This window comes from Isoptericola sp. NPDC057391 (assembly GCF_042668085.1).
Classification (GTDB): Bacteria; Actinomycetota; Actinomycetes; order Actinomycetales; family Cellulomonadaceae; genus Isoptericola.
In genome coordinates, this window is sequence record NZ_JBHVBO010000025.1 from 16,440 (window position 1) to 36,407 (window position 19,968).

At 74.2% G+C, this 19,968-nt stretch carries 21 protein-coding genes; 7 read left to right on the forward strand and 14 right to left on the reverse strand.

Annotation, left to right across the window (positions count from 1 at the left end; genetic code table 11):
- Positions 1–11 precede the first annotated feature (11 nt).
- Complete coding sequence (locus ACFUVW_RS05900) at positions 12–869, forward strand: carbohydrate kinase family protein (protein WP_430570418.1); 858 nt, start codon at positions 12–14, stop codon at positions 867–869.
- Positions 870–886: 17 nt separating this feature from the next.
- Here ACFUVW_RS05900 and ACFUVW_RS05905 read toward each other — a convergent pair whose 3' ends face one another.
- Both ACFUVW_RS05905 and ACFUVW_RS05910 read right to left on the reverse strand, forming a co-directional pair.
- Complete coding sequence (locus tag ACFUVW_RS05905) at positions 887–1,582, reverse strand: response regulator (RefSeq protein WP_430570419.1); 696 nt, start codon at positions 1,580–1,582, stop codon at positions 887–889.
- Positions 1,579–2,913, reverse strand: coding sequence for a sensor histidine kinase (locus ACFUVW_RS05910; protein WP_430570420.1), 1,335 nt, complete (start codon positions 2,911–2,913; stop codon positions 1,579–1,581). Before ACFUVW_RS05910 ends, ACFUVW_RS05905 begins: the two co-directional genes overlap by 4 nt.
- Positions 2,914–3,046: 133 nt before the next feature.
- On the opposite strand from ACFUVW_RS05910, the gene ACFUVW_RS05915 reads away from it, so the two are divergent.
- Complete coding sequence (locus tag ACFUVW_RS05915; protein WP_430570421.1) at positions 3,047–3,889, forward strand: GAP family protein; 843 nt, start codon at positions 3,047–3,049, stop codon at positions 3,887–3,889.
- Positions 3,890–3,893: 4 nt separating this feature from the next.
- Here the strand turns inward: ACFUVW_RS05915 and ACFUVW_RS05920 are convergent, their stop codons facing one another.
- Both ACFUVW_RS05920 and ACFUVW_RS05925 read right to left on the reverse strand, forming a co-directional pair.
- Positions 3,894–4,898 (reverse strand): phosphotransferase family protein, encoded by a 1,005-nt coding sequence (locus ACFUVW_RS05920; protein ID WP_430570422.1) that lies wholly within the window; start codon positions 4,896–4,898, stop codon positions 3,894–3,896.
- 21 nt (positions 4,899–4,919) lie between these two features.
- The gene (locus ACFUVW_RS05925; RefSeq protein ID WP_430570423.1) at positions 4,920–5,564 is read right to left on the reverse strand and encodes an HAD family hydrolase; all 645 of its coding nucleotides are present in this window, start codon (positions 5,562–5,564) and stop codon (positions 4,920–4,922) included.
- Between the two features lie 98 nt (positions 5,565–5,662).
- Between ACFUVW_RS05925 and ACFUVW_RS05930 the strand changes: the two genes are divergently transcribed.
- On the forward strand, positions 5,663–6,532 hold the full coding sequence (locus ACFUVW_RS05930; RefSeq protein WP_430570424.1) for a sugar phosphate isomerase/epimerase family protein: 870 nt from the start codon (positions 5,663–5,665) through the stop codon (positions 6,530–6,532).
- A 21-nt stretch (positions 6,533–6,553) separates the two neighbouring features.
- Here ACFUVW_RS05930 and ACFUVW_RS05935 read toward each other — a convergent pair whose 3' ends face one another.
- Positions 6,554–7,156 carry a TetR/AcrR family transcriptional regulator gene (locus ACFUVW_RS05935; protein WP_430546419.1) on the reverse strand — a complete coding sequence of 201 codons (603 nt, stop codon included), beginning with the start codon at positions 7,154–7,156 and terminating at the stop codon, positions 6,554–6,556.
- Positions 7,157–7,208: 52 nt separating this feature from the next.
- Between ACFUVW_RS05935 and ACFUVW_RS05940 the strand changes: the two genes are divergently transcribed.
- The 3 genes from ACFUVW_RS05940 (at position 7,209) to ACFUVW_RS05950 (ending at position 10,683) form a co-directional block, all read left to right on the forward strand.
- A complete protein-coding gene (locus ACFUVW_RS05940; protein WP_430570425.1) occupies positions 7,209–7,751 on the forward strand; it encodes a DinB family protein in 543 nt (180 codons plus the stop codon).
- 87 nt (positions 7,752–7,838) lie between these two features.
- Positions 7,839–8,840, forward strand: coding sequence for a hypothetical protein (locus ACFUVW_RS05945; protein WP_430570426.1), 1,002 nt, complete (start codon positions 7,839–7,841; stop codon positions 8,838–8,840).
- 811 nt (positions 8,841–9,651) lie between these two features.
- Entirely contained in the window at positions 9,652–10,683 is a 1,032-nt protein-coding gene (locus ACFUVW_RS05950) for a pirin family protein (RefSeq protein ID WP_430570427.1), read from the forward strand.
- An 18-nt stretch (positions 10,684–10,701) separates the two neighbouring features.
- Here ACFUVW_RS05950 and ACFUVW_RS05955 read toward each other — a convergent pair whose 3' ends face one another.
- Both ACFUVW_RS05955 and ACFUVW_RS05960 read right to left on the reverse strand, forming a co-directional pair.
- On the reverse strand, positions 10,702–12,105 hold the full coding sequence (locus tag ACFUVW_RS05955; RefSeq protein ID WP_430570428.1) for a hypothetical protein: 1,404 nt from the start codon (positions 12,103–12,105) through the stop codon (positions 10,702–10,704).
- 131 nt (positions 12,106–12,236) lie between these two features.
- On the reverse strand, positions 12,237–12,707 hold the full coding sequence (locus ACFUVW_RS05960) for a nitroreductase family deazaflavin-dependent oxidoreductase (protein ID WP_430570429.1): 471 nt from the start codon (positions 12,705–12,707) through the stop codon (positions 12,237–12,239).
- Positions 12,708–13,217: 510 nt separating this feature from the next.
- Between ACFUVW_RS05960 and ACFUVW_RS05965 the strand changes: the two genes are divergently transcribed.
- Positions 13,218–14,588, forward strand: coding sequence for a Fic family protein (locus tag ACFUVW_RS05965; protein ID WP_430570430.1), 1,371 nt, complete (start codon positions 13,218–13,220; stop codon positions 14,586–14,588).
- Positions 14,589–15,175: 587 nt separating this feature from the next.
- Here the strand turns inward: ACFUVW_RS05965 and ACFUVW_RS05970 are convergent.
- The 7 genes from ACFUVW_RS05970 to ACFUVW_RS06000 all read right to left on the reverse strand — a co-directional run.
- The gene (locus ACFUVW_RS05970) at positions 15,176–15,535 is read right to left on the reverse strand and encodes a hypothetical protein (protein ID WP_430570431.1); all 360 of its coding nucleotides are present in this window, start codon (positions 15,533–15,535) and stop codon (positions 15,176–15,178) included.
- Complete coding sequence (locus ACFUVW_RS05975) at positions 15,532–16,317, reverse strand: hypothetical protein (protein ID WP_430570432.1); 786 nt, start codon at positions 16,315–16,317, stop codon at positions 15,532–15,534. Before ACFUVW_RS05975 ends, ACFUVW_RS05970 begins: the two co-directional genes overlap by 4 nt.
- Entirely contained in the window at positions 16,314–16,952 is a 639-nt protein-coding gene (locus tag ACFUVW_RS05980) for a hypothetical protein (protein WP_430570433.1), read from the reverse strand. The genes ACFUVW_RS05975 and ACFUVW_RS05980 overlap by 4 nt, the downstream gene beginning before the upstream one ends.
- A gap of 819 nt (positions 16,953–17,771) precedes the next feature.
- Positions 17,772–18,506 (reverse strand): hypothetical protein, encoded by a 735-nt coding sequence (locus ACFUVW_RS05985; protein WP_430570434.1) that lies wholly within the window; start codon positions 18,504–18,506, stop codon positions 17,772–17,774.
- A gap of 6 nt (positions 18,507–18,512) precedes the next feature.
- Positions 18,513–18,845, reverse strand: a complete 333-nt coding sequence (locus ACFUVW_RS05990; protein ID WP_430570435.1) for a hypothetical protein — start codon at positions 18,843–18,845, stop codon at positions 18,513–18,515.
- A gap of 119 nt (positions 18,846–18,964) precedes the next feature.
- Positions 18,965–19,213 (reverse strand): helix-turn-helix domain-containing protein, encoded by a 249-nt coding sequence (locus tag ACFUVW_RS05995; protein ID WP_430570436.1) that lies wholly within the window; start codon positions 19,211–19,213, stop codon positions 18,965–18,967.
- 84 nt (positions 19,214–19,297) lie between these two features.
- On the reverse strand, positions 19,298–19,968 hold a 671-nt coding region (locus ACFUVW_RS06000), incomplete at its 5' end, for a hypothetical protein (protein ID WP_430570437.1).

Genomic DNA, 19,968 nt, shown 5'->3' on the forward strand with positions numbered 1-19,968 from the left:
AGGGTTCCTGCGTGACCACATCCGACGTCCTCGTCGCCGGCCCCGTGTCCTGGAACCGCATCGTGCAGCTCGACGCCCTGCCCGACCCGACGCCGCACACCGTCTTCGCACGCGGCGCGTACGACACGGTCGGCGGCACGTCCGCCGGCAAGGCGCTCAACCTGGCGAGCCTGGGCCGCGGCGTCGTGCTGCGCACCGTGCTCGGGGACGACGAGGACGGCGCGCGCGTGCGCGGCGTGCTCGACGACGCCGGGGTGCGCGTGCTCGCCGAGCCCTCCCCGGACGGCCGCACCGAGAGCCACCTCAACCTCATGGACCCGGGCGGCGGCCGGCTGTCCGTCTACCTGCGCGCGCCGGGCGAGGTCGCCGCCGCCGGGCCCGGGTGGGACGCCACGCTCGCGGCGGTGGATGCCGCCGCGGCCGTCGTCGTCGACCTCGCCGCGCACTCCGTCCCCGTGCTGGCCGCGGCCGCCGAGCGCGGCCGCGACGTGTGGGTGGACCTGCACGACTACGACGGCGTCGCGGACTTCCACCGCCCGTGGGTGGGCGCGGGCACGCACGTGTTCCTCAGCTCCGACCGGCTGGCGGACCCTCGCGCGTTCATGGCGGAGCGGCTCGACGCCGGGGCCCGGCTCGTCGTGTGCACGCACGGCGCCCGCGGCGCCACGGCGCTCACCGCCGACGGCTTCGTGGACGTCCCGGCCGAGCGGGTGGACGCCGTCGTCGACACCAACGGCGCGGGCGACGGGTTCTTCGCCGGCTTCCTCGACGCCCACCTGCGCGGGGCGGACCTCGCCGAGGCGCTCGCGGCGGCCGCGGCCCACGCCGCGCGGGTGGTGCGCAGCCAGGGCCTCGCGCCCGAGCACTGAGCCGCGTCGGGCCGGCGTCAGGCCAGGCCCGTGTCCCGCGCGACGATCGCCGCCTGCATCCGGGACACGACGCCCAGCTTGGCCAGCACCCGTGAGACGTGGGTCTTGGCGGTGGCCTCGGTGATCACCAGCTCGTCCGCGATGCCCTGGTTGGACAGGCCCCGGCCCAGCGCGCCGAGCACGTCCACCTCGCGCGGGGTGAGGTCAGCCAGGCGCGGGTCGCCGCGGTCCGGCGCCGTCCGCACGGCGGGTCCGGCGGGGACGGCCGGCGCCGCTGCCCCCGTGAGCTGGGCGAGCACGCGCCGGGTCACCTCGGGCGCGAGGACGCCGTCGCCGGCCGCCACGCGGCGCACCGCGTCGAGCAGGGCCGCGGGCTCCGCCGACTTGAGGAGGAACCCGGCGGCGCCGGCGCGCAGCGCACCGTCCACGTACTCGTCCAGGTCGAACGTGGTGAGCACGAGGACGTCCGCGAGGCCCTCGGCGGCGATGGCGCGCGTGGCGGCGATGCCGTCCGTGCCCGGCATCCGCAGGTCCATGAGCACGATGTCGGGGCGCAGGGCGCGGGCGTTGGTCACCGCGGCGTCGCCGTCGGCGGCCTCGCCCACCACCTCGACGTCGTCCGCGGCGTCCAGGAGCATGCGCAGCCCGGCGCGGATCGCGGCGTGGTCGTCGGCGATCAGCACGCGTACGGGGCCGTGGTCGGCGGTCGTCATGGCTGCTCCTCCACCAGGGGCACGCGGGCCAGCACGACCCACCCGCCGTCGTCGTCCGGACCCGCGGCGAAGGTTCCGCCCAGGCCCTCGGCGCGCTCGCGCATGGTCAGCAGGCCGGTGCCCGCGCTCAGCGCCGCGTCCGCCGCCGGCCGGCCACCCGGCCCGTTGCCGACCCGCAGGGTCACGGCGCCCGGCCCCTCGACCTCCCGGTCCAGGCGGAGGCGGACGGCGGCGCCAGGGGCATGCTTGCGCGCGTTGGTCAGCGCCTCCTGGGCGATCCGGTGCAACGCCTGCCCGACGGCCGCGGGCAGCGGGTCGCCCGCGACGCCGCGCGGGTCCTCGACCACGACGTCGACCCCGGACGCCCGGGCGGCGTCGACCAGGTCGGTGAGCCGGTCGAGCCGCCCCGGCGCGGCGAGCGGGTCGCGCGGCGCGTCGGCCCGCAGCAGCTGGATCATCGCGCGCATCTCCGTCAGGGACGCGACGGCGCTCTCGCGCACCTGGGCGAGGGCCGCCCGGTCGCGACCGGCGTCGGGAGGGGTCGACAGCGCCGCGCCCGAGTGGATGGCGATGGTGGACAGGTGGGAGGCGATGACGTCGTGCAGGTCCCGGGCCATCGCGGCGCGCTCGGCCTGCACGGCCTCGTGCCGCTGCGCGGCCGACAGCTGCTCGAGGTCGGCGGCACGCTCCCGCTCGAGCTCCGCCGCCCGGGCCGCCTCGTCCGCCCGGGCCCGTTCCAGCTCCGCGAGCTCCGACTTCTGCCGCACGTTGTCGGCCCACCACATCGGCACCAGCAGCACCGCCCCCAGCTGCAGCGCCGTGTACACGAAGTAGCGCACGTCGCGCTCGGCCTCCCCCGCGGCGACGGAGCCGATGACGACGACGGCCAGGGCGGTGCCCCACAGCCAGGCGCGCGACCGCGGCCCCGCCCAGAGCGCCGCCCCGTACAGCAGGTCCCACAGCACGAGGACGACGGCGAGGCTGCCGCCCCACGACAGGTCGACGAGCGTGACCGCGACGCCGCCGGCCAGCGCGAGCATCGGGTGCGTGCGCTTGACCAGGATGAGGGCGCAGCCGGCCGCGAGCAGCGCCACCCGCCACCACGGCTCGGGCGGGCCGAACGGCTCCGGCTCCCAGCGGACGATGTCCACCAGCCCCACCTCGAGCAGCAGCCACCCGAGGACGAAGGTGGTCACGGCGGTGACGACGTCGCCGCGCCGGTCGTCCGCGGTCACGAGCACACGCAGCGCGCGCAGGACGGTCCGCCACCAGGTCGTGCCGCCCGCCCTCGTGCCCCGGTCGGGGGAGGGCGCGGCGGGGTCGGTGGTCACCGTCCCATCCCAGCACAGGGCGGCGCGCGCCGGGTCGGTCGAAGGGTGTATCCGTGCGGGGCGCGACCGGCCCGCGCAGGATCACTCGTTCGGGCGACGACGGCGTCGGGGGTGCGTCGCGAGGATCGTGGGCATGGACCTCATCGACCTCGGCGGGCTGGAAGGCGCGGGCCTCGGCGTGCTCGCGGGAGCGCTGGTCGTGCTGGCGCTGATCGACTCGACCAGCTTCGGCACGCTGCTCATCCCCGTCTGGCTGCTCATGGCGCCCGGCCGCCCCCGCCCGGCGCGGCTGCTCGCCTACCTCGGCACCGTGGCGGGCTTCTACCTCGTGGTGGGGATCGTGGTGATGCTCGGGGCGGGCGCCCTGCTCGAGCGGTACGGCGACGCGCTGGACTCGCGGCCGGTCATGCTGCTGCAGCTCGCCCTCGGCGTCTTCCTGTTCGCCATCAGCTGGCGCTTCGACGGGAAGAAGGCCGAGGCGCGGGCCGCGCGTCAGGGCTCGCGGCCCGGGAAGCTGGTGCGCTGGCGGGCGCGGGCCATGGGCGTCGAGGCGGGGGCCGGCGGGGCGGGCACGACGGCGCCCGACGGCGCCGTGCCCGGCATGCTGCCCGGCCCGACGTCGACGGTCGCGGCGCCGCGCGCGTCGCTGCTGCCGCTGCTGGGGCTGGCGCTCGGCGCGGCGGCGCTCGAGGTCGGGACGATGCTGCCGTACCTGGCGGCGATCGGCCTCATCACGACGTCCGACCTGGGCACCGGCACGAGCCTCGGCGTCCTCGCCGCGTACTGCGTGGTCATGGTGCTGCCCGCGCTGCTGCTGCTCGGCGGCCGGCTGGCCGCCGCCCGGTTCGTCGAGCCGCTGCTGGCCCGGCTGGAGAAGTGGCTGTCCAAGAACGCCGTCGAGCTGACGGGCTGGGCCCTCGGTGGGCTGGGCGTGTTCCTCACCCTCAACGCCCTCGGCCGGCTCGGCTGGACCTGACGCGTCAGGCGTCCAGCTCGTCCAGCATCCGCTGCAGGTTGGCGCGCGCGGTGCGCACGTGCCCGGCCACCCAGTCGCCGGAGTACCCGCGGGGCACGATCTCCACGATCAGCAGGCAGGCGAAGTACGCCCGGTAGAGGCGCAGCCGCCGCCAGGCGTCCGGGTCGCCGGAACCCGGCGTGCCGTCGCCGACGCCCAGGTCCCCGCCGGCCTCCCGGTAGCCGGCCAGCAGGTCAGCGTCCACGGCGCCGGCGCCGAGCTGGTCCGCGCCGACGAGCTCGAACAGTGGGTCGCCCCACAGCGCCCGCTCGGCGTCGAGCGCCCCCACCACCGTGCGGTCGACGGGGTCGAGCAGCAGGTTGCCGGGCCACAGGTCGGCGTGCACGAGCCGCGGCGTCGTGACGGTCGCGAGCAGGTCGTGGTGTCGCTCGACGGCGGCCACGAGCCGGCCGGCGGGCAGGTCGACGCCCCAGCGCGCGGCGTCGTCGAGGGCGGCGCGGACCATGCCGGCGATCGCGTCCGGCCAGGTGGCGGCGGTGAGCCGGGCCTCGGGCGCCGGGTAGCCGAACCGGTCGCCGTCGCCGTCGCGGGCGAGGCGGTGCAGGCGGGCCATGAGGCCGCCCAGCGAGCGGCGCGCCCCGGCGGCGGTCGCCTCGTCGAGCTCGAGGGTGCTCCACAGGTCGCCGTGGAGGAAGGTCGTGACGAGGGCGTCGCCGTCCACGTGGGCGCGGGTGGTGTCGAGGTGCAGCACCTGCGGCACGGGCAGCCCGGCGGCGTGGGCGATGCGGTCGACCGCCGCCTCGGTGCCCAGCACGCCGTGCTCGTAGCGCAGCAGGCGGGACGTGTCCGCGCCGGTCACCTTGACCACTACCGTCCGCCCGTCGGCGAGGTCGGCGCGCAGGACGCTCGCGAACAGGCCGCCGCTCAGCGGGGCGACGCGACGCACGACCCCGAGCGGCGCGAGCAGCGCGACGACCTGCTCGTCGGAGACCGCCGTCTTGGTGAGCACGCGCGCGAGCGTAGCGGCTGCTCAGCCCGCGAGGAGCGCGGGCAGCTGGAGGAGGGAGTCGACGACGGTGGTGCGCGCCGCCTCGGGCCGCTCCGCGTGCAGGAAGCCCCACGGGCCGCGCCGGACCAGGATCGGCATCATGCCTGCGTCGGCCGCGGGCAGGACGTCGTTGTCGAGGCGGTCGCCGACGTAGGCGATCTCGGCGGCGGGGACGCCGGTGAGCTCGGCGACCTTCGCGAAGAACCCCGGGTCGGGCTTCTGCACGCCCCACTCGTCGGAGGTGCGGATCGCGTCGACGGGCAGGTCCATCGCCTCGAGCGCGGCGCGGGCCTGGGGCGGCTGGTTCCCCGCGACGACGACCGCGAGACCCGCGGCGCGCAGCGCGGCCAGCGCCTCCCGCACGTCGGGGTAGAGGTCGTCGGCGTCGAAGTTCTCCCGCAGGCCGGCCGGGTCGTCCGCCGCCCACCGCTCGATCTCGGCGGCGACGTCGAGGTCCGGGCGCACCATCTCGAACGCGCGCCGGTGCGGCAGGTCGAGGGCCGCGCACCCGCCGAGCACGCCCAGGAACGTCAGGGCCGGCACCTCCAGGCGGTCGGCCCAGCGGGTCCAGATCCGGGTCTCGTCGATGAGGGTCTCGCCGACGTCGAACACCACCGCACGCACCATGCCCGCGACCTTATCGGTCGCCCGGACGACGTCGGCGCGCCGCCGGGGGACAGCCGGTTGTCAGCGTCCGTTCAGATGTGGCGGCTATCGTGCGAAGCATGGCCGAACCGCGCGAAGCACAGGCAGTCCCCGTGACGCTGTCGACCGCCTCGGTGTACCCGCGCCGCGCGGCGTTCGCGTTCGAGGTCGCGGCCGAGCTGGGGTACGACGGCGTCGAGGTCATGGTGTGGGCCGACCCGGCCACGCAGGACCCGGCGCAGCTGCGGCGGCTGTCCGACGACCACGGGGTGCCGATCCGGTCGGTGCACGCGCCCACGCTGCTGGTCAGCCAGCGGGTGTGGGGCCGGTCGCCCGCGGACAAGCTGCGCCGCTCCGTCGACATGGCGGGCGAGCTCGGAGCCCCGACCGTCGTCGTGCACCCGCCGTTCCGCTGGCAGTACAAGTACGCCCGGCAGTTCCAGGAGCTGGTGCACGAGCTCAACGACTCCGACGGCGTCACGGTCGCGGTGGAGAACATGTACCCGTGGAAGCCGCGCTCCCGCGGCGACCGGGAGCTCAAGGCCTACCTGCCCGGCTGGGACCCCGCGGACCACGACTACGACGCCGTGACGCTCGACCTCTCCCACGCGGCGATCGCCCGCCAGGACGGTCTCGCGCTGGTGCACGGCTTCGGCGACAAGCTGCGGCACGTGCACCTCGCCGACGGCACGGCGTCGGGCCGCGACGAGCACATGGTGCCCGGCCGCGGCGACATGGCCTGCGACAAGGTGCTGGAGGAGCTGTCGCGGCGCGACTACGCGGGCGACGTCGTCGTTGAGATCTCGACGCGGAAGGCGCGGACGGCGAGCGAGCGGCACGCCGACCTGCAGGCGGCGCTGAAGTTCGCGCGGGCGCACCTCGCGCCGGTGCCGGAGCCGTACCAGCCGCCCCCGCCGGAGCACCACCACCTGCCCGCCGACGCCTGGTAGGCGCCGGGCGCGGCGAGGCCGTCAGGCCACGGCGACGCGGGCGCCGACGGCGCGCAGCACGAACGCCTCGGTGGCGCGGATTGCGCGCTCGCGCGCGGCGGGGTCGTCCGGGATGAGCCGGCCCGAGAGGCACGCGTTGACCAGCTGCACGGTCGGCTCGATGTCCTGCTCGGGGAACTCGCCCTCCGCGATCCCCGCGCGCAGGATGCGCTTGAGGATGGACTCCACGATCTCCGCGTGCTCGCGCAGCCGCGCCTGCGTGGTGCGCGAGAGCACGGTGCGCAGGTCCGGGCCGGGGGCGAGGTGGAAGACGCGGGTGAGCTGGGCCTGCTGGCGGATGTACGTCCGGAGCTGTTCGACGGGGTCGTCCACCTCGGCGAGGGCCCGCTCGAGGGTCTGCGCGTACTGCTCGGTCTCGTGGGTGATGAACCCCAGCAGCAGCGCTTCCTTGTCGGGGAAGTGGTTGTAGACCGCGGTGCGGCCGACGCCGGCCGCCGTGGCGATGTCGGCCAGCGTCACGGAGTCGAAGCCCCTCTCGGACATCAGCGTCGAGAGGGCGGTGAACAGCTTGTGCCGGGTCATCTGGCGGTGCTCGTGCAGGCTCTTGCCGATGATCTTGGGCATGCTGACATCATAGGCATCCGTTGTCAGCACCTCGGGACGCTAGGGTTCGGGTGTGACCGACCCCACCGCTCAGCCGGACGGCATCGTTCCCGACACCAAGGACTGGACCTGGGTGCTGCAGCGCCCCTGTCCGGAGTGCGGCTTCGCGGCCGCCGACGTGGAGCCGGCGGACGTCGGGCCGGCCGTCCGCGGGACGCTGCCCCGCTGGCGCGCGGCCCTCGGGCGCCCCGACGTCGCCGAGCGGCCGCGGCCCGACGTCTGGTCGACGCTCGAGTACGCCGCCCACGTGCGCGACGTCTTCCGCATCTTCGACGAGCGCCTCGCGCTGATGCTGGCCGAGGACGACCCGGCGTTCGCGAACTGGGACCAGGACGTCGCGGCGCTCGAGGGCGACTACGCCCACCAGGTCCCGGCCGTGCTCGCCGACGAGCTCGACGCCGACGGCGCGGCCGTCGCCGCGTCGTTCGACGCCGTCGCGCCCGGCGAGGCGGAGCGCACCGGCCGCCGGTCCAACGGCTCGGTCTTCACCGTGCGCACGCTGGGGCAGTACTTCCTGCACGACATCGTGCACCACCTGCACGACGTGCGCGCCTGACGGCGGTCACCTCACGTCTTCGCAGGTCACACGTTCGCAACACGGTCGTGACACGCGGGTGACGGCGGGGCCGGTACGGTCCGCGCCATGGCCAGGGTCCCGGCGCTCGTCCCCGCGGAGCACACCTCCGACCACGTGCTCGTCGTGCCGCGCCCGGCAGGCGACGGCGGCCCGGGCGAGGACCTGCTCGGGTGGGCCGCGGCCTGGTTCGACGACGTCCGCTGGCTGACCGCGCCGACCGCGGCGGCGCCGGTCCGCCCCGCGGGCGGGGCGCGGTTCCACGGCGTGCGGGCCGCGGCCCGGCCGACCGCGGGGGTGCTGCGGCTGGGCGAGGAGCACCGTGCCACCGGGCCCTTCCCGCTCGACGGCGACGCGGCCGCAGTGCTGGGGTGCGCGCACCCGGCGGACGCCTGGGCGCTCGGCCGTGCGGACGGCGCGCTCGACTCCCGGGGCGGCCGGCCCGCCGTGCACGACGACCGCGACGGGATCGCGCGGGCGTTCGCCGCGGCGCTGCCCGTGGGGGAGGAGCTGCGCCTCGTCGGCTGGGCGGTCGCGGTGGCCCGGCGCGCCTCGGGGCTGCTGCTCGCCGACGGCCGGCAGGTGCTGCGCCCCGACCCGGGCGCCTCCGTCGACCTGTCGGTCTGGCCGGGGCGCCCGGTGCCCGCCGAGGAGCTGCTCGAGGTGGTGCGGGCCGTGGTCGCCACCTCGACGCTCGAGGCCGTGCCGGACGGTCCCGGCCACCGGGTGCTGGCCCGGACGGCGTACGACGGCGACCTCCTGGTCACCCAGGAGGCGGCCGCCGGGCTGCCGCGCGCGCTCGCAGCCCGGACGTGGCCCGACGGCGCCCCGACGACCGTCGTCCGCCTGGCGTGGCGGCCGCAGGACCCGTACGAGCTGCAGGTCTCCGACCCGTCGGGGCTGCACGTGATCGCCCGGGACCGGGCGCGGGCCCTGCTGGCGAGGGCCGCGACGCTGCTGCACGGCCGGGCGGGCGGAGCCGTCGTGGACGACGCGGGGTTCGAGGTGTCGGCGCGTGGGCTGGAGCTGCGGCGCGTGCCCCCGACGCCGGGGTCGCGCGCCTGGGTGTGAGGGGCGTCGTCCACAGAGGCTGTCCACAGCCCCTGTCCACAGGGCGAGGTGGATGGGAGCGCGACCTCCCGTGGTCCCTCACCTGCGACGTTTCAGCGTGGAACGCTGCGCGAGCGCACGCGGCGAGCCGTCCGGCGGGACCGGGCCTAGCGGACGGGAGCCTCGTGCGAGCCGCGAGATCCTGCGGATCGCGTGCCGCCACCGGCGGGCCGGCGCCGGCCCCGTCGCGGGCGGTGCGAGGGCGCGAGGGTCGGGCGGGGCGTGTCGCGCCCGGCGCGTCGTCCACAAATTTCTTCCACAGGGCTGTGGGTGACGTGGGGATTCCGCGGGTCGCCCTGTGGACGAGCCTGTGGCCGAAGGATCCACCCGGAAAACCTGCCCCGCACCCCTTGCACCGCTCCCGCAGCAGGTCTAGAAACGTGCGTACCGGTCTTGCGGAGGCCGGGCCGACGATCACCCGAGAGGGCGGTCGCCTGCCCGCTCCACGGGACACGGTCGACCGGAGAACGACGGGCCGTCCCGTACCGCGGTGCGGGTTGTGGGTGACGACACAGGTGCCTGTACGGGGCCGGAAGACCACCCGCGTCCGGCTGTTCGTGGAGAACGCGTTCCTGAGAGGCGACGACGCACCAGGCCTCGACGGGACACGGCGAGCGGTCGGGGTCGTGACGTCGCCACGGCACCCCTGGTCCCCGGGACCGTCGATCAGGGGTACGCGGTTCTCTCCGAGGCCCCCCGGCCGCCCCGGGGGGCCTCGGCACGTCCGGGCCGTGTGCTCTCGCCGTCGTGCCGCCCGGCCTACGCTCGGGCCATGAGCAACCTCGAGACCCGCCCGGCCGAGCGCACCTGCTCCGCCGGCGACCGGCCGGCCGGCGTCGAGCTGCTGACCGCCCGCGACGTCCCGCTCGGCGGCCCCCGCGCGATGAACGTGCGGCGCACCATCCCCCAGCGGCAGCGCTCGCTGGTCGGTGCCTGGTGCTTCTGCGACCACTACGGCCCGGACGACGTCTCGGCGTCCGCCGGCATGCAGGTGCCGCCCCACCCCCACATCGGGCTGCAGACCGTCTCGTGGCTGTTCGCGGGCGAGATCCTGCACCGCGACTCGGTGGGCTCCCTGCAGACGGTGCGTCCCGGCGAGCTGAACCTCATGACCGCCGGCGTCGGCATCTCGCACTCGGAGGAGTCGCCCGCGCAGGGGCGTCCGCCCCTGCTGCACGGCGTCCAGCTGTGGACGGTGCTGCCCGAGGCCGACCGCACGTCCGAGCCGCACTTCGAGCACCACGGCGACCTGCCCGTCGCGACGACGGACGGCGCGCGCGTGCAGGTGTTCATGGGCGCGCTGGAGGTCGCGGGGGACCGGCTCGTGTCGCCGGCCCGCACGTACACGCCGATCGTCGGGGCCCAGCTGGACCTGCCGGCGGGCGGCGGCGTCACGCTGGGGACCGACCCGGCGTTCGAGCACGCCCTGCTCGTCGACGCCGGCGACGCCGCCCTCGAGGGCGAGACGGTGCCGCCCGCCGAGCTCGGCTACGTCGCCCCCGGGCCCGACCGGCTCGTCGTGACGGCGGGCGCGTCCCCCGTGCGCGCCGTCCTCATCGGCGGCGAGCCGTTCACCGAGGACGTCGTCATGTGGTGGAACTTCGTGGGGCGCACGCACGACGACGTCGCGCGGGCACGCGCCGACTGGATGGCCCAGGTCGCGGACGACGGCGAGGGCACGCCCACCCGCTACGCCCCCGGCGCCGCCGGCCGCCGGTTCGGCGAGGTGCACGGGTACGCGAGCGGGCCGCTGCGCGCGCCGGCGCTGCCCGACGTGCGGCTGCGGCCGCGCACCCGTCGCTGACGGCGCCGACGGCGCGCGTCAGGTCCGCGGGAACGTCACGCGCACCTTCGCGACGCCGTCGGACGCGGAGCGCACGGTGATCCGCAGGGCGCCCGAGCGCGTGGTGAACGACGAGCCGTGGCGCAGGTGGGAGTGCCGCCGGGACTCCGCGCCCATCGGCACGATCAGGTGCTCGCCGGGGTACGCCCACGTGGAGCCCTGCCGCCCGAGCCTGCTCACCGTGACCCCGTACGCGACGGTGTAGTTGCCGGCGGCCCGCCACGGCATGCCGCCGAGGTGCGGGTAGCGCGCGCCGGACGGGCGGCGGAGCTCGACGTAGTACGACTGCCCGGTCCTCGGGTCGACGGCGCGCAGCAGGGTGGGCCGGGTGGTGGTCCGGTGGCGGGCGTCGAGCTTCACGGTCCGGGCCCCCGCCTTCTTCGTGACGGTGACGACGTCGGACGCCGGGAGCACGCCGAGGCGCTTCCGCTGCGCGCCGGACAGCGGGGCGGTGCCGACGGCCGCGAAGTCGGCGCCCATGAGGTCCATCGGGTCCAGCCCTTCGACGGCGCCGCAGCGCGAGGACGTCAACGCGCGGTCGGGGACGCCACCGGTGCACCAGCCGACGCCCGAGTGCTCCAGGCCAATGTTGTGCCCGAGCTCGTGCGCCAGCGTGGACACCGCCGTCCGGTACTGGGCGTGCCGGAAGCGGGAGCTGGGGGTCGCGCCGTCCGGCCCGCCGAACAGCGAGAACGACCAGGCGCCGGGGTTGTCGCGGCTCGCCCTGCTCGGCAGCGAGCCGAGGCCCAGCGTGCCGCCGCACGTGTCCGTCTCCCGCGGCCCGCCGGGACGGTCGCCGCGCAGGTAGGGGAACAGGACCACGAGGTGCTCGCGCCTGCCCGGGCCGCGCGTGCTGGAGCCCATCCAGCCCGCGCCGTAGTGTGCGCGCCCGCCGCGGTTCACCTGCTTGACGATGCGCCGGGTCGTGGTGCAGGAGCCGTCGCCCGTCTCGACGCGCTCGATGGCCGACGAGCGCACGAACCGGACGCGCCCGCCCGACTGCGTCGACCAGTACGCCGACACCTTGGCGAGCAGCCTGTCGACGTCGGCGTCGCGCACCAGCTGCGCCGCCCGCTTCTTCGACATCCAGTGCGGCGTCGCGACCGCGACGTCCACGCGGTGCACCCTGCGGTCCGTCTGGGCGCGGACGGAGGTGCGCGAGAGGTCCGGCCCGGTGACGGCGGACTGCCACCGCACGGTGTCGTCGAGGACGGCCTCGGGCGCGACAGGGTCGGGCACGGCGGTGCCGACCGGGGCGACGGCGCGCGGGGCGACGGTGCTCGGGGCGGCGGCCGGCGACGCCGGGGCGCCGACGGCCGCGAGCGGCTCCGCCAGCAGCGCCGTGGCGACGAGGGCGGCGACGGTGATCGCGCGTGCCTGCATGGTTCCCCCCGGGGCGTCCTCGCCCGGCGTCGGGCGGCCGTCTCGACGCGGCGTCGAGCGTGCGAGGCAGCCTATGCACGCGCGCACCGGCTTGCCCCCGGTACGGCGGGTGAACCGCGGCGTCGCGTCGCTCAGGCGAGGTGCAGCTCGACCACCGGCACGACCCGCCGCCAGTCCGCCTCGCCCTGCCCGGCGGCGAGCGGCTCGGCCCACTCGGCGAGGACGGGGCGGAGCGTCGCCCACGGGCCGGGGTGCGCGTCGGTGTACGCGCGCAGGACCGCGGCGCCGTCGTCCGGGGCCAGCACGACCGCCCGGGACCGCACGTCGCGCCGCGTGCCGATGGACACCAGCACGCGCGGGTCGGCCTGCACGTTGCGGAACCACTGCGACCGCGGCCCGAGCCCGGCGACCACGACCGCGCGGTCGGGCGCCGGCCGCGCGACCACCTCGAGCACGACGTACCGCCGCTCCCCGCTGCGGCGCCCGCGGTGCTGCATCATCAGCAGGCGCCCGCCGGCGAGGAAGCCGAGGCCCGCCCGGAACAGGCCGATCGGCGCGCGGACGAACCAGCGGGTGTGCAGCAGGCGGGACGCGAGACTCATGCCTGCGAACGTATCGGCGCCGGCCGTCGTCGTCCCGTCGACCGCGGCGAGCGGCCGGTCCGGGACGACGAAGGCCCGGACCGAACGGTCCGGGCCTCGCGATGGAGCGGGTGACGGGAATCGAACCCGCGCTGTCAGCTTGGGAATCTCGCTTGACGAGGTATCGGATGATTTGTCGACCAGCACGAATGGCGTGCTGACCTGCACCTATGGTAGCTGCCTCGTGAGCCGCAGTGAGTCGAGATGAGCCCTCGTGAGGGCAGGCTAGGTCACGTTAGGTCACGCCGTGCCACCCGTTGGTGGCGCCGGTCTGTCCACAACTCGACTGGAGCTGGGTGAGCGGCGAGCGGGGGTGCGGCGTCGGCGAGGTTGACGAGCGCTGGACGCCCTTGGGCGCCGCGTTGGAATTCATCCTCTGCGGATTGCTTGCTTGCCCGGCGTGTTCGTCCTGCGGAATGTGTCCCGCTCTGAGAGACTCCGGACGCCTTGTGATAGCGCCTAGGAGGTCGAGTGATCGAGGAAATGCCTGACTCGGAACCGTATACTCCGTTTCCATCATTTGTCGATTGGCTGTCGGCCGAATTTGACTCTCGCGTCGCCGATCAGTATGCGGCACTTCTGGAACAGTCGCGGTCCAAAGCGACTCAGGAGCAATTGGACAACGCGCTAGCCGTGGCAACAAGGTTTGCAGCGGTTGACACTGGAGCGATCGAGGGGCTTTACACCGTCGATCGCGGGTTCACACGTACGATTGCGACGCAAGCCGCTGCATGGGAATCCGCGCTTCAAACACGAGGTGAGCAAGTAAAGCGCGCGATCGAGGATGCCATTAGTGCCTATGAATTCGTGCTGAATGCTACAACTCATTCCACGCCCATATCGGAGATGTGGATTCGAAACCTCCATGAAGTCGTCTGTGCGAGCCAGGACACGTATCGCGTGTACACTTCGAACGGGCCGGAAGATCGCGCCCTAGCGCGAGGTGCGTACAAGCTGCTTCCTAATAGTCCGACTAGCGCGTCGACGGGAAAGGTCCACGCCTATGCCTCGGTCGCGGACACGGGGCCAGAAATGGCTCGCCTGGTTGTCGAGTTGCGATCTGAGGAGTTCAGGGCCGCCCATCCAGTTGTCCAGGCAGCTTATGCGCACTATGCGTTTGTCTGTGTTCATCCGTTCGCGGACGGGAACGGCCGCGTTGCGAGGGCGCTCGCTAGCGTATTCCTATACCGCTCGCCGGGGGTGCCATTGGTTATCTTCGCTGATCAGCGAGACGAGTATCTTGATGCGCTGGAAGCAGCAGACGCCGGCGACCCTATGCCATTCGTAGTATTTACGGAAGAACGTGTGCTTGACGCAGTGAACATCGTCCGAAACTCGCTGCGGGCTGGCCCGTCGCTGGCGAAGAGCGTGGCCGAGCTGACAGAAATATTCGGGATTGATGCAGGGTTTGCGGAGATGGTATCGATTGCTAGCAGGCTTCGGAACAATATAGATTCGGAGCTCAAGCGGCAGATCGCGGCACTCTCGCTGCCGCCTCAGGTGGAGGTCGGCCCGGTGCACAGTGAAGCAGGCATCGCGGATAAAGTTCCCCCACCCGAGGGATACTCGGACATAGGCCCGGACGGCAGATTGATGATCTGGGCCAGATCCTCGTGGCCCGTGAAATTTGACATTCGGCACGGGTTGCCCATCTATGTAAAGGTGGACCCGTCAGCGGTGGTCGATTTTATTGTGCCTTCGACCGACGGGGATCGACTTGAGGTATGGCTTCGTGAAATGCGCCCAGTCGTGACCGAGAGCCTTAAAATGCGAATATCGACATGGGTCGAGGCGCGCCTTTCGGCGGTCATCGTAGACATCAAGAAGCGCGCATCTTCGTAGGGGGCCACTGAGATTGCCCTTGCAGGCGCCTTGCCGGTCGGGGCGCCGTTCATGAAGTTGGAAAGTCCCGCACAGTCGAAAAGAGCTCCTGTTGCACGGGCTGGACAGCGGGCGCGCGCAGTATCCGGCCAGCTCGCCGCGCTCGGTCTACACGTGCGTGGCATGACACGCAACGTGGCTCGTAACGATCGACGTCGAGTGAGTAGGTCGACAGTCCGAAATACCGCAGCTCAACAAGCTCGGCGGGGTCGGTGTGGTCGTACGACCAGTGTGCCGCCGCCAGCCCGCAGTCGACGCAGAAGTGCGCGCGGGCCAGCCCGCGTTCCCGCCTGACGCGCCAGTGAGCGTCCGCGTAGGTAACGAGGGGTTGCCGGCGATGCTCCCACCGGTCGCCGCACGTAAGCGTGCGGCCGGTGGTGAGGCCGTCGCGGTAGAGCTCGACGATGCGCCCGCAGTCGCACCGGCACAGCGCGGTGCGCCCGCCGGGGGTCGCGGGGTCGTCGAGGACGACTACGGTGCCGAACCGCAGCCCGGTGAGATCTCGGCGGCGTCGCATCGGGCAGTGGGCGCGGAGTATGGGCCGGCGGTCAGCGCCGGTGGAGGATGCCGGCGCCGACGTGCTCGCCGGGGTACACCACGAGCGGGATGCCGTTGTCCTGCGGGATGACGACGGGCTCGGGTGCGACGGGCTCGGGACGGGCGGGCAACCCGAGCAGCGACCGGGCACGCTCGGGGCTCATGCCGGCCGCGAGAGCTTGCGCGAACGTCTGCACCCGCCGGTGCTCGGCCGCGAGCTGGTCGACGGCGCCGGCGGTGCTCTCGCCGGCCGCGGCTACGTCGTCGATCCGTCCGCCGAGCGCGCCGGCGAGCATCCGGCGGTCGTGCTCGCCGTGGTCGTCGTGGGTGACGGTGTGGGCGGTCGGCCAGGGGGTGTATCCGGTGCTCATGAGCGCCTCCCTTCGAGGGTCCGCAGGTGGTCGGCGACGAGCTCGCGCCGCGGCCGGCCGTCGACGTTCTCGGCGTCGAGCAAGAGTCGTTCGGCGTGCGCGCGGCACAGCGTGCACAGCCGGGCGCGGGCAGCGACGGGGCCCGGGGCGGCGACGGGCAGGAGCTCGATTTCGTCGAGCTGGCCGCAGCTCGGGCACGTGTGCTCGCGCGTCCAGCGCTCGACTTCCGCCCGCCGGCGTGCCTCGCGCTCGGCGTCGGCGAGCCGGCGGCGATGGGCGCGTGCGGCGAGCTCTAGCCGCTCGCCGTGCATCCATTCCGCGAACCCGTCGGGGCCGGTGACGCGCTCGCGCACCGTGAACACGAGCGCGGTCTCGTCGCCGACGACGAGACCGCGGGGCAGCGGGTCGCCCTCGTCGCCGCCGGTCGGCCCGACAGACCGCGCCCCGTCGGCGGCGTCGACGAGCTTTCGGTACAGCCGTTCGCCGTAGTTGCGTGCGCGTAGCTGTGCAGCTTCCGATCTGGTGATGTTCCCGTGGTCCCGGGCCCACTCGATCATTTCGGCCCACCCGAACGTGTGCTCGCGCACCGCGCCCGAGCGCCAGTAGGCGTCGCGCAGCTCGGCCGGTGGGCTCGCCGCGGCGTAGTCGTCGCGCAGCTCGCGCGGGACGTGGAACGGGTCGGCGGTGTCGTCGGTCCAGTCGCGGTGCGGGTAGTGCGCGGGCGGGAACGGTGCCCCGTCGACGTCGGGCTCGGTGGGCGGTGCGGGGTGCGTCGTCGTCATGGGGTGGTCTCTCCCTCGGGGGTCGGGGTCGGCGTCGGGTGCGTGAGCTGGCGGTCGCGGCGCTCTCGGTAGAGCCGGGCACGGGCTCGCTCGAACCGCAGCCGGCCGGCGAGCTGGGCACGCTCGGCCGGGGTGCCGGGGCGCGGGGAGCGTTCCAGCACCCCGAGCAGCGCGTCGTGTACGGCGTCACGGGGTGGCAGCCGCTCCGCGAGGGGGTCACGGGTCGCGTGTGCACGGCTCGGGGTGCGGTCGAACTGGTCGAGCTCGTCGAGCACGTCCGCCGGCCGCACGAACCACCGGCCGGCGCGGCGGCGTGCCGACGGCCACCGGCCGGTGCTCATGTGCCGGCGCACGGTGCGGTGCGGGGTGTTGGTCTGTTCGGCCACGTCAGCACTCGACCACCACCCGTCGGCCACCGGCAACGGATCGTGGCCGCTACCGGCAACGGCCACCCACACGGCGAGGCGGTCGGCATCGTCCAGCGCCGCGCGAGCCTGCGAGCCGGCGTCACGACGCGCGCGCCAGCTCGGGTCGGCGAGCCGGTCGACAAGCCACTCGACGACGACGGCATGCACGCGGCGCGCGGTCTCGGCGTCGAGCTCGACGCCGAGCTCGGCGCCGGCATGAGCGGTCACCACGCCGACAGCCCGGCACCCCGAACGGCCGGCATCCCGTTCCGCAGCAGGGACACAACGGACGCACGGCACCCGCTGAGGGGCGCCGTGCGACGCCCTGGCGGCCGTTCCCTGCCCGGCGCGACGGATATACCCGACAGAGGGGTTACGGGTCCTGTACGGCGATCGCGCGCCCGCGGGCTCGGCCGGCCAGCGGGCTCGGCCGTCGTGCGTGCCACGGCGGGCGCCGCAGGGCGGCCGTGGCGCGCGCCGACCGCAACGAGCCGGCCCCGGCCGGCGCGCGGCCGGGTCGTCAAGCCGTCGAGCTGCCCCCGCCCGGGGTGGGCCGGGGTCGTGCCGGGACTTCCCCGGGTTTTCGAGTCGACCCCCGCGGAAACGGCGGAATTCCGCCGTTTTGTTGAGGGTCTAGAGAGAGACGGGAGAACCTCGGGGTGTACTGAGCCGGCCCGCACCCGGAAAAAAGCCCGGGTCCCGGTCTCGCGCCTCGCGCTCATAATTTCACGCTCCGACGACGGCGGTTCGCTCTCGTGCTCGTCGAGCTCGTCGTCGAGCTCGACGACGGCGGGCCGGCGAGCTGGTCGGCGGCGCGAGCTGGCCGCGCGCTCGTCGCGCGCCCGGGTCTCGGCAGCTCCGGGGAGCTGGTCGAGGTAGGCCAGGCGCCCGCCCGGACAGTGCGGGCAGCTCGCCACCGGGTATCCGTGCGCGCACGCCGGCGGGCGCCCCCGCTCGGCAGCCGCACGGCAGGCAGTGCACCCCCCGGGGGTACACCGTGCACGCACCCCCCGGGGGGTCCGTCGGGAGGGGTGCCGGGGGGCGTCATCACGACCACCCCGGCGGAGCGTCGAGCCCGGCGGAGTCGGGCCCGTCTTCGAGGTAGGCGAGGCGCCCGCCCGGACAGTGCGGGCACGTGGTGGCGTCGCGCCCGTGCGCGCACGGGCGCGCGTGCGTCTTCTGTTCTGTTCTGTTTAGTTCGGTGCGGGATATCCCGCGAGGTTCCCCGCAAGGTTTCCCGCGAGGTTCCCCGCGAGGTTGAGATAGCGAGCCTTGCGGGTTATCCCGCGACGTTGTGGATAGCGAGCCACGCGGGGTATCCCGCGAGGTCCGATAGATGGGGAGCTCTTCGGTACGGCTCGGGCCGATCAACCGCTCGGCCGCTCGGCCTGATCGTTTCGCGCCGACGACAACGACGTGTCCGCTCCCTTCAAGTAGGTCGAGGGCGTTGCGCACGTCCCTCGTGGTGAGCGCGCACGCCTCGGCGACGGTGCGCGGCGACACGTTCGTTATGCCGCGCCAGTCGGCAAACGTCGCCAGCGCGGCGAGGACGACCTTGACGTTCCCGGCGCCGATGCGTCGGTCGCTCGGTAGGTCGTCCTGCCGGAATGCCCAATACACGACGGCATCGTTGAAGACACGCGCGTCGGGATCGCGCCGGGTCTCGTGCCGGTCGCGTGTCCCGCGGCCGGCGTCGTTGGTGTCCGGCGCCGGGGGCGTGGTGCGGCGCCGGTTGGTGAACACGGATGCCGCGGCCCCGATCCTCGTCGGCTCGGTGGTCACGACCGATCACCTCCGCCGAGCCATGACGACCGGCATACTGGTCCGGTCGTCGTGCCCGTTGGTAGCGGCCGAATTGACGTTGGCGGCGGTCCCGGTGCCCTCGGGACCGCCGCACCCCTTTTCCGGGTGTGGCGGCCCGGTGTCGACGAGCTCGTACCCGGCGGCGAGATACCCGCGTAGCTGTTCACCCGTGGGGGTGGGGTGCACGAGCCACACCGTGTCGACGTCGCGCAGCCGCTCGACGCGCTGCCGGGCGGCGTGCAGCGCAGACAGCGCCACGAGCCGGCCGGGGCCGGGAGTGCCGCCGACGGCGGCGTGTACGGCGTCGAGGTCGAGCACGACGTCGCCGGGCGCCCGTCGGCGGGTGACGACAGCCGCAGTGTGAGGGCCCGTCACGAGCACCCGGCGTTGCCGGCGGGGCGGTGCGGAATGGTCGGGGGACGTCATGACCGGCCCGCTCATCCGGCGTCCCGGACGGCGGGGATCGTCTGGGCGGCGACGTACTCGTCGAGATCTCGTCGACGGACGCGGCTGAGCCGGCCGATCTTGACCACGGGCAGGCGCCGAGCACGGATGAGCTTGTGCACCGTCTGCCAGTGGATGCCGAGCAGCTCGGCGGCTTCCTCCACGCGCAGCAGCTTGTCGGGGTCGGTGACGTCGCCCGCGGGCGGGAATGGGGTTTTCGGGGTCGGGTCGGTGTTGCTCACGGATGAGGTCCCTTGCGTCGAATCTGCCGGCCGGGCAGGCGACAAGGGGCGCGAGGCGGCGCGCGTGGGCGGGCCGGTGGTCGCTCAGGCAGCAGCGGGTGCCGTCGCTCGCGCCCGCAGGTGCGGGGGAGCGGCCGTGAGTACGCAATCGGTGAGCACAGCGAGGTGCGGCGGGGGCGGGTCGGGCGCCGGCGACGGCTCGTTGTTGGCGAGCTCGTCGCGGGCCGACGCTGCGAGGTCGACGGCGGCGAGCAGCGCGGCGACGAGCAGGAGGAACCGGGAGAGCTGCGCACGGGCGCGGTGGTGGCGCAGCGCGACGAGCACGAGCAGGTAGGCGACGTGTGCTGCGGGCGGTTCGGGCGAGCCGGGGTAGCCGGCGAGGTGTTCCTCGCGGGCGTGTAGCTCGGCCGGGCTCACGTTCAGTCGCAGGTACTCGTGCGCGTCGACGCCGTACAGGGTCGGGGCGCCGTCCGCGGCGATCCGGTCGAGGTAGCCGGACACGATGCGCCATAGGTGCCCCGGGGCGGCGAGGTGGCCGGGTGCGAGCTCGGCGGCGAGCTCGTCGACGACCAGCTCGACCGGCCAGCCGTCGTTGAGCCGTAGCTCGACTCGGGCGAGAGCTCGCCGTGCCGGGTCGTTCGAGCCCAACCACTCGACGGTGCGGCGCAGGGCTGACGCGCTCACACCCCGTTCGGAGTTCGACGGGGCGCGGTCGGCGCGCGCGAGCGCGAGCTCGGCGAGGCGCACGTCGTCCT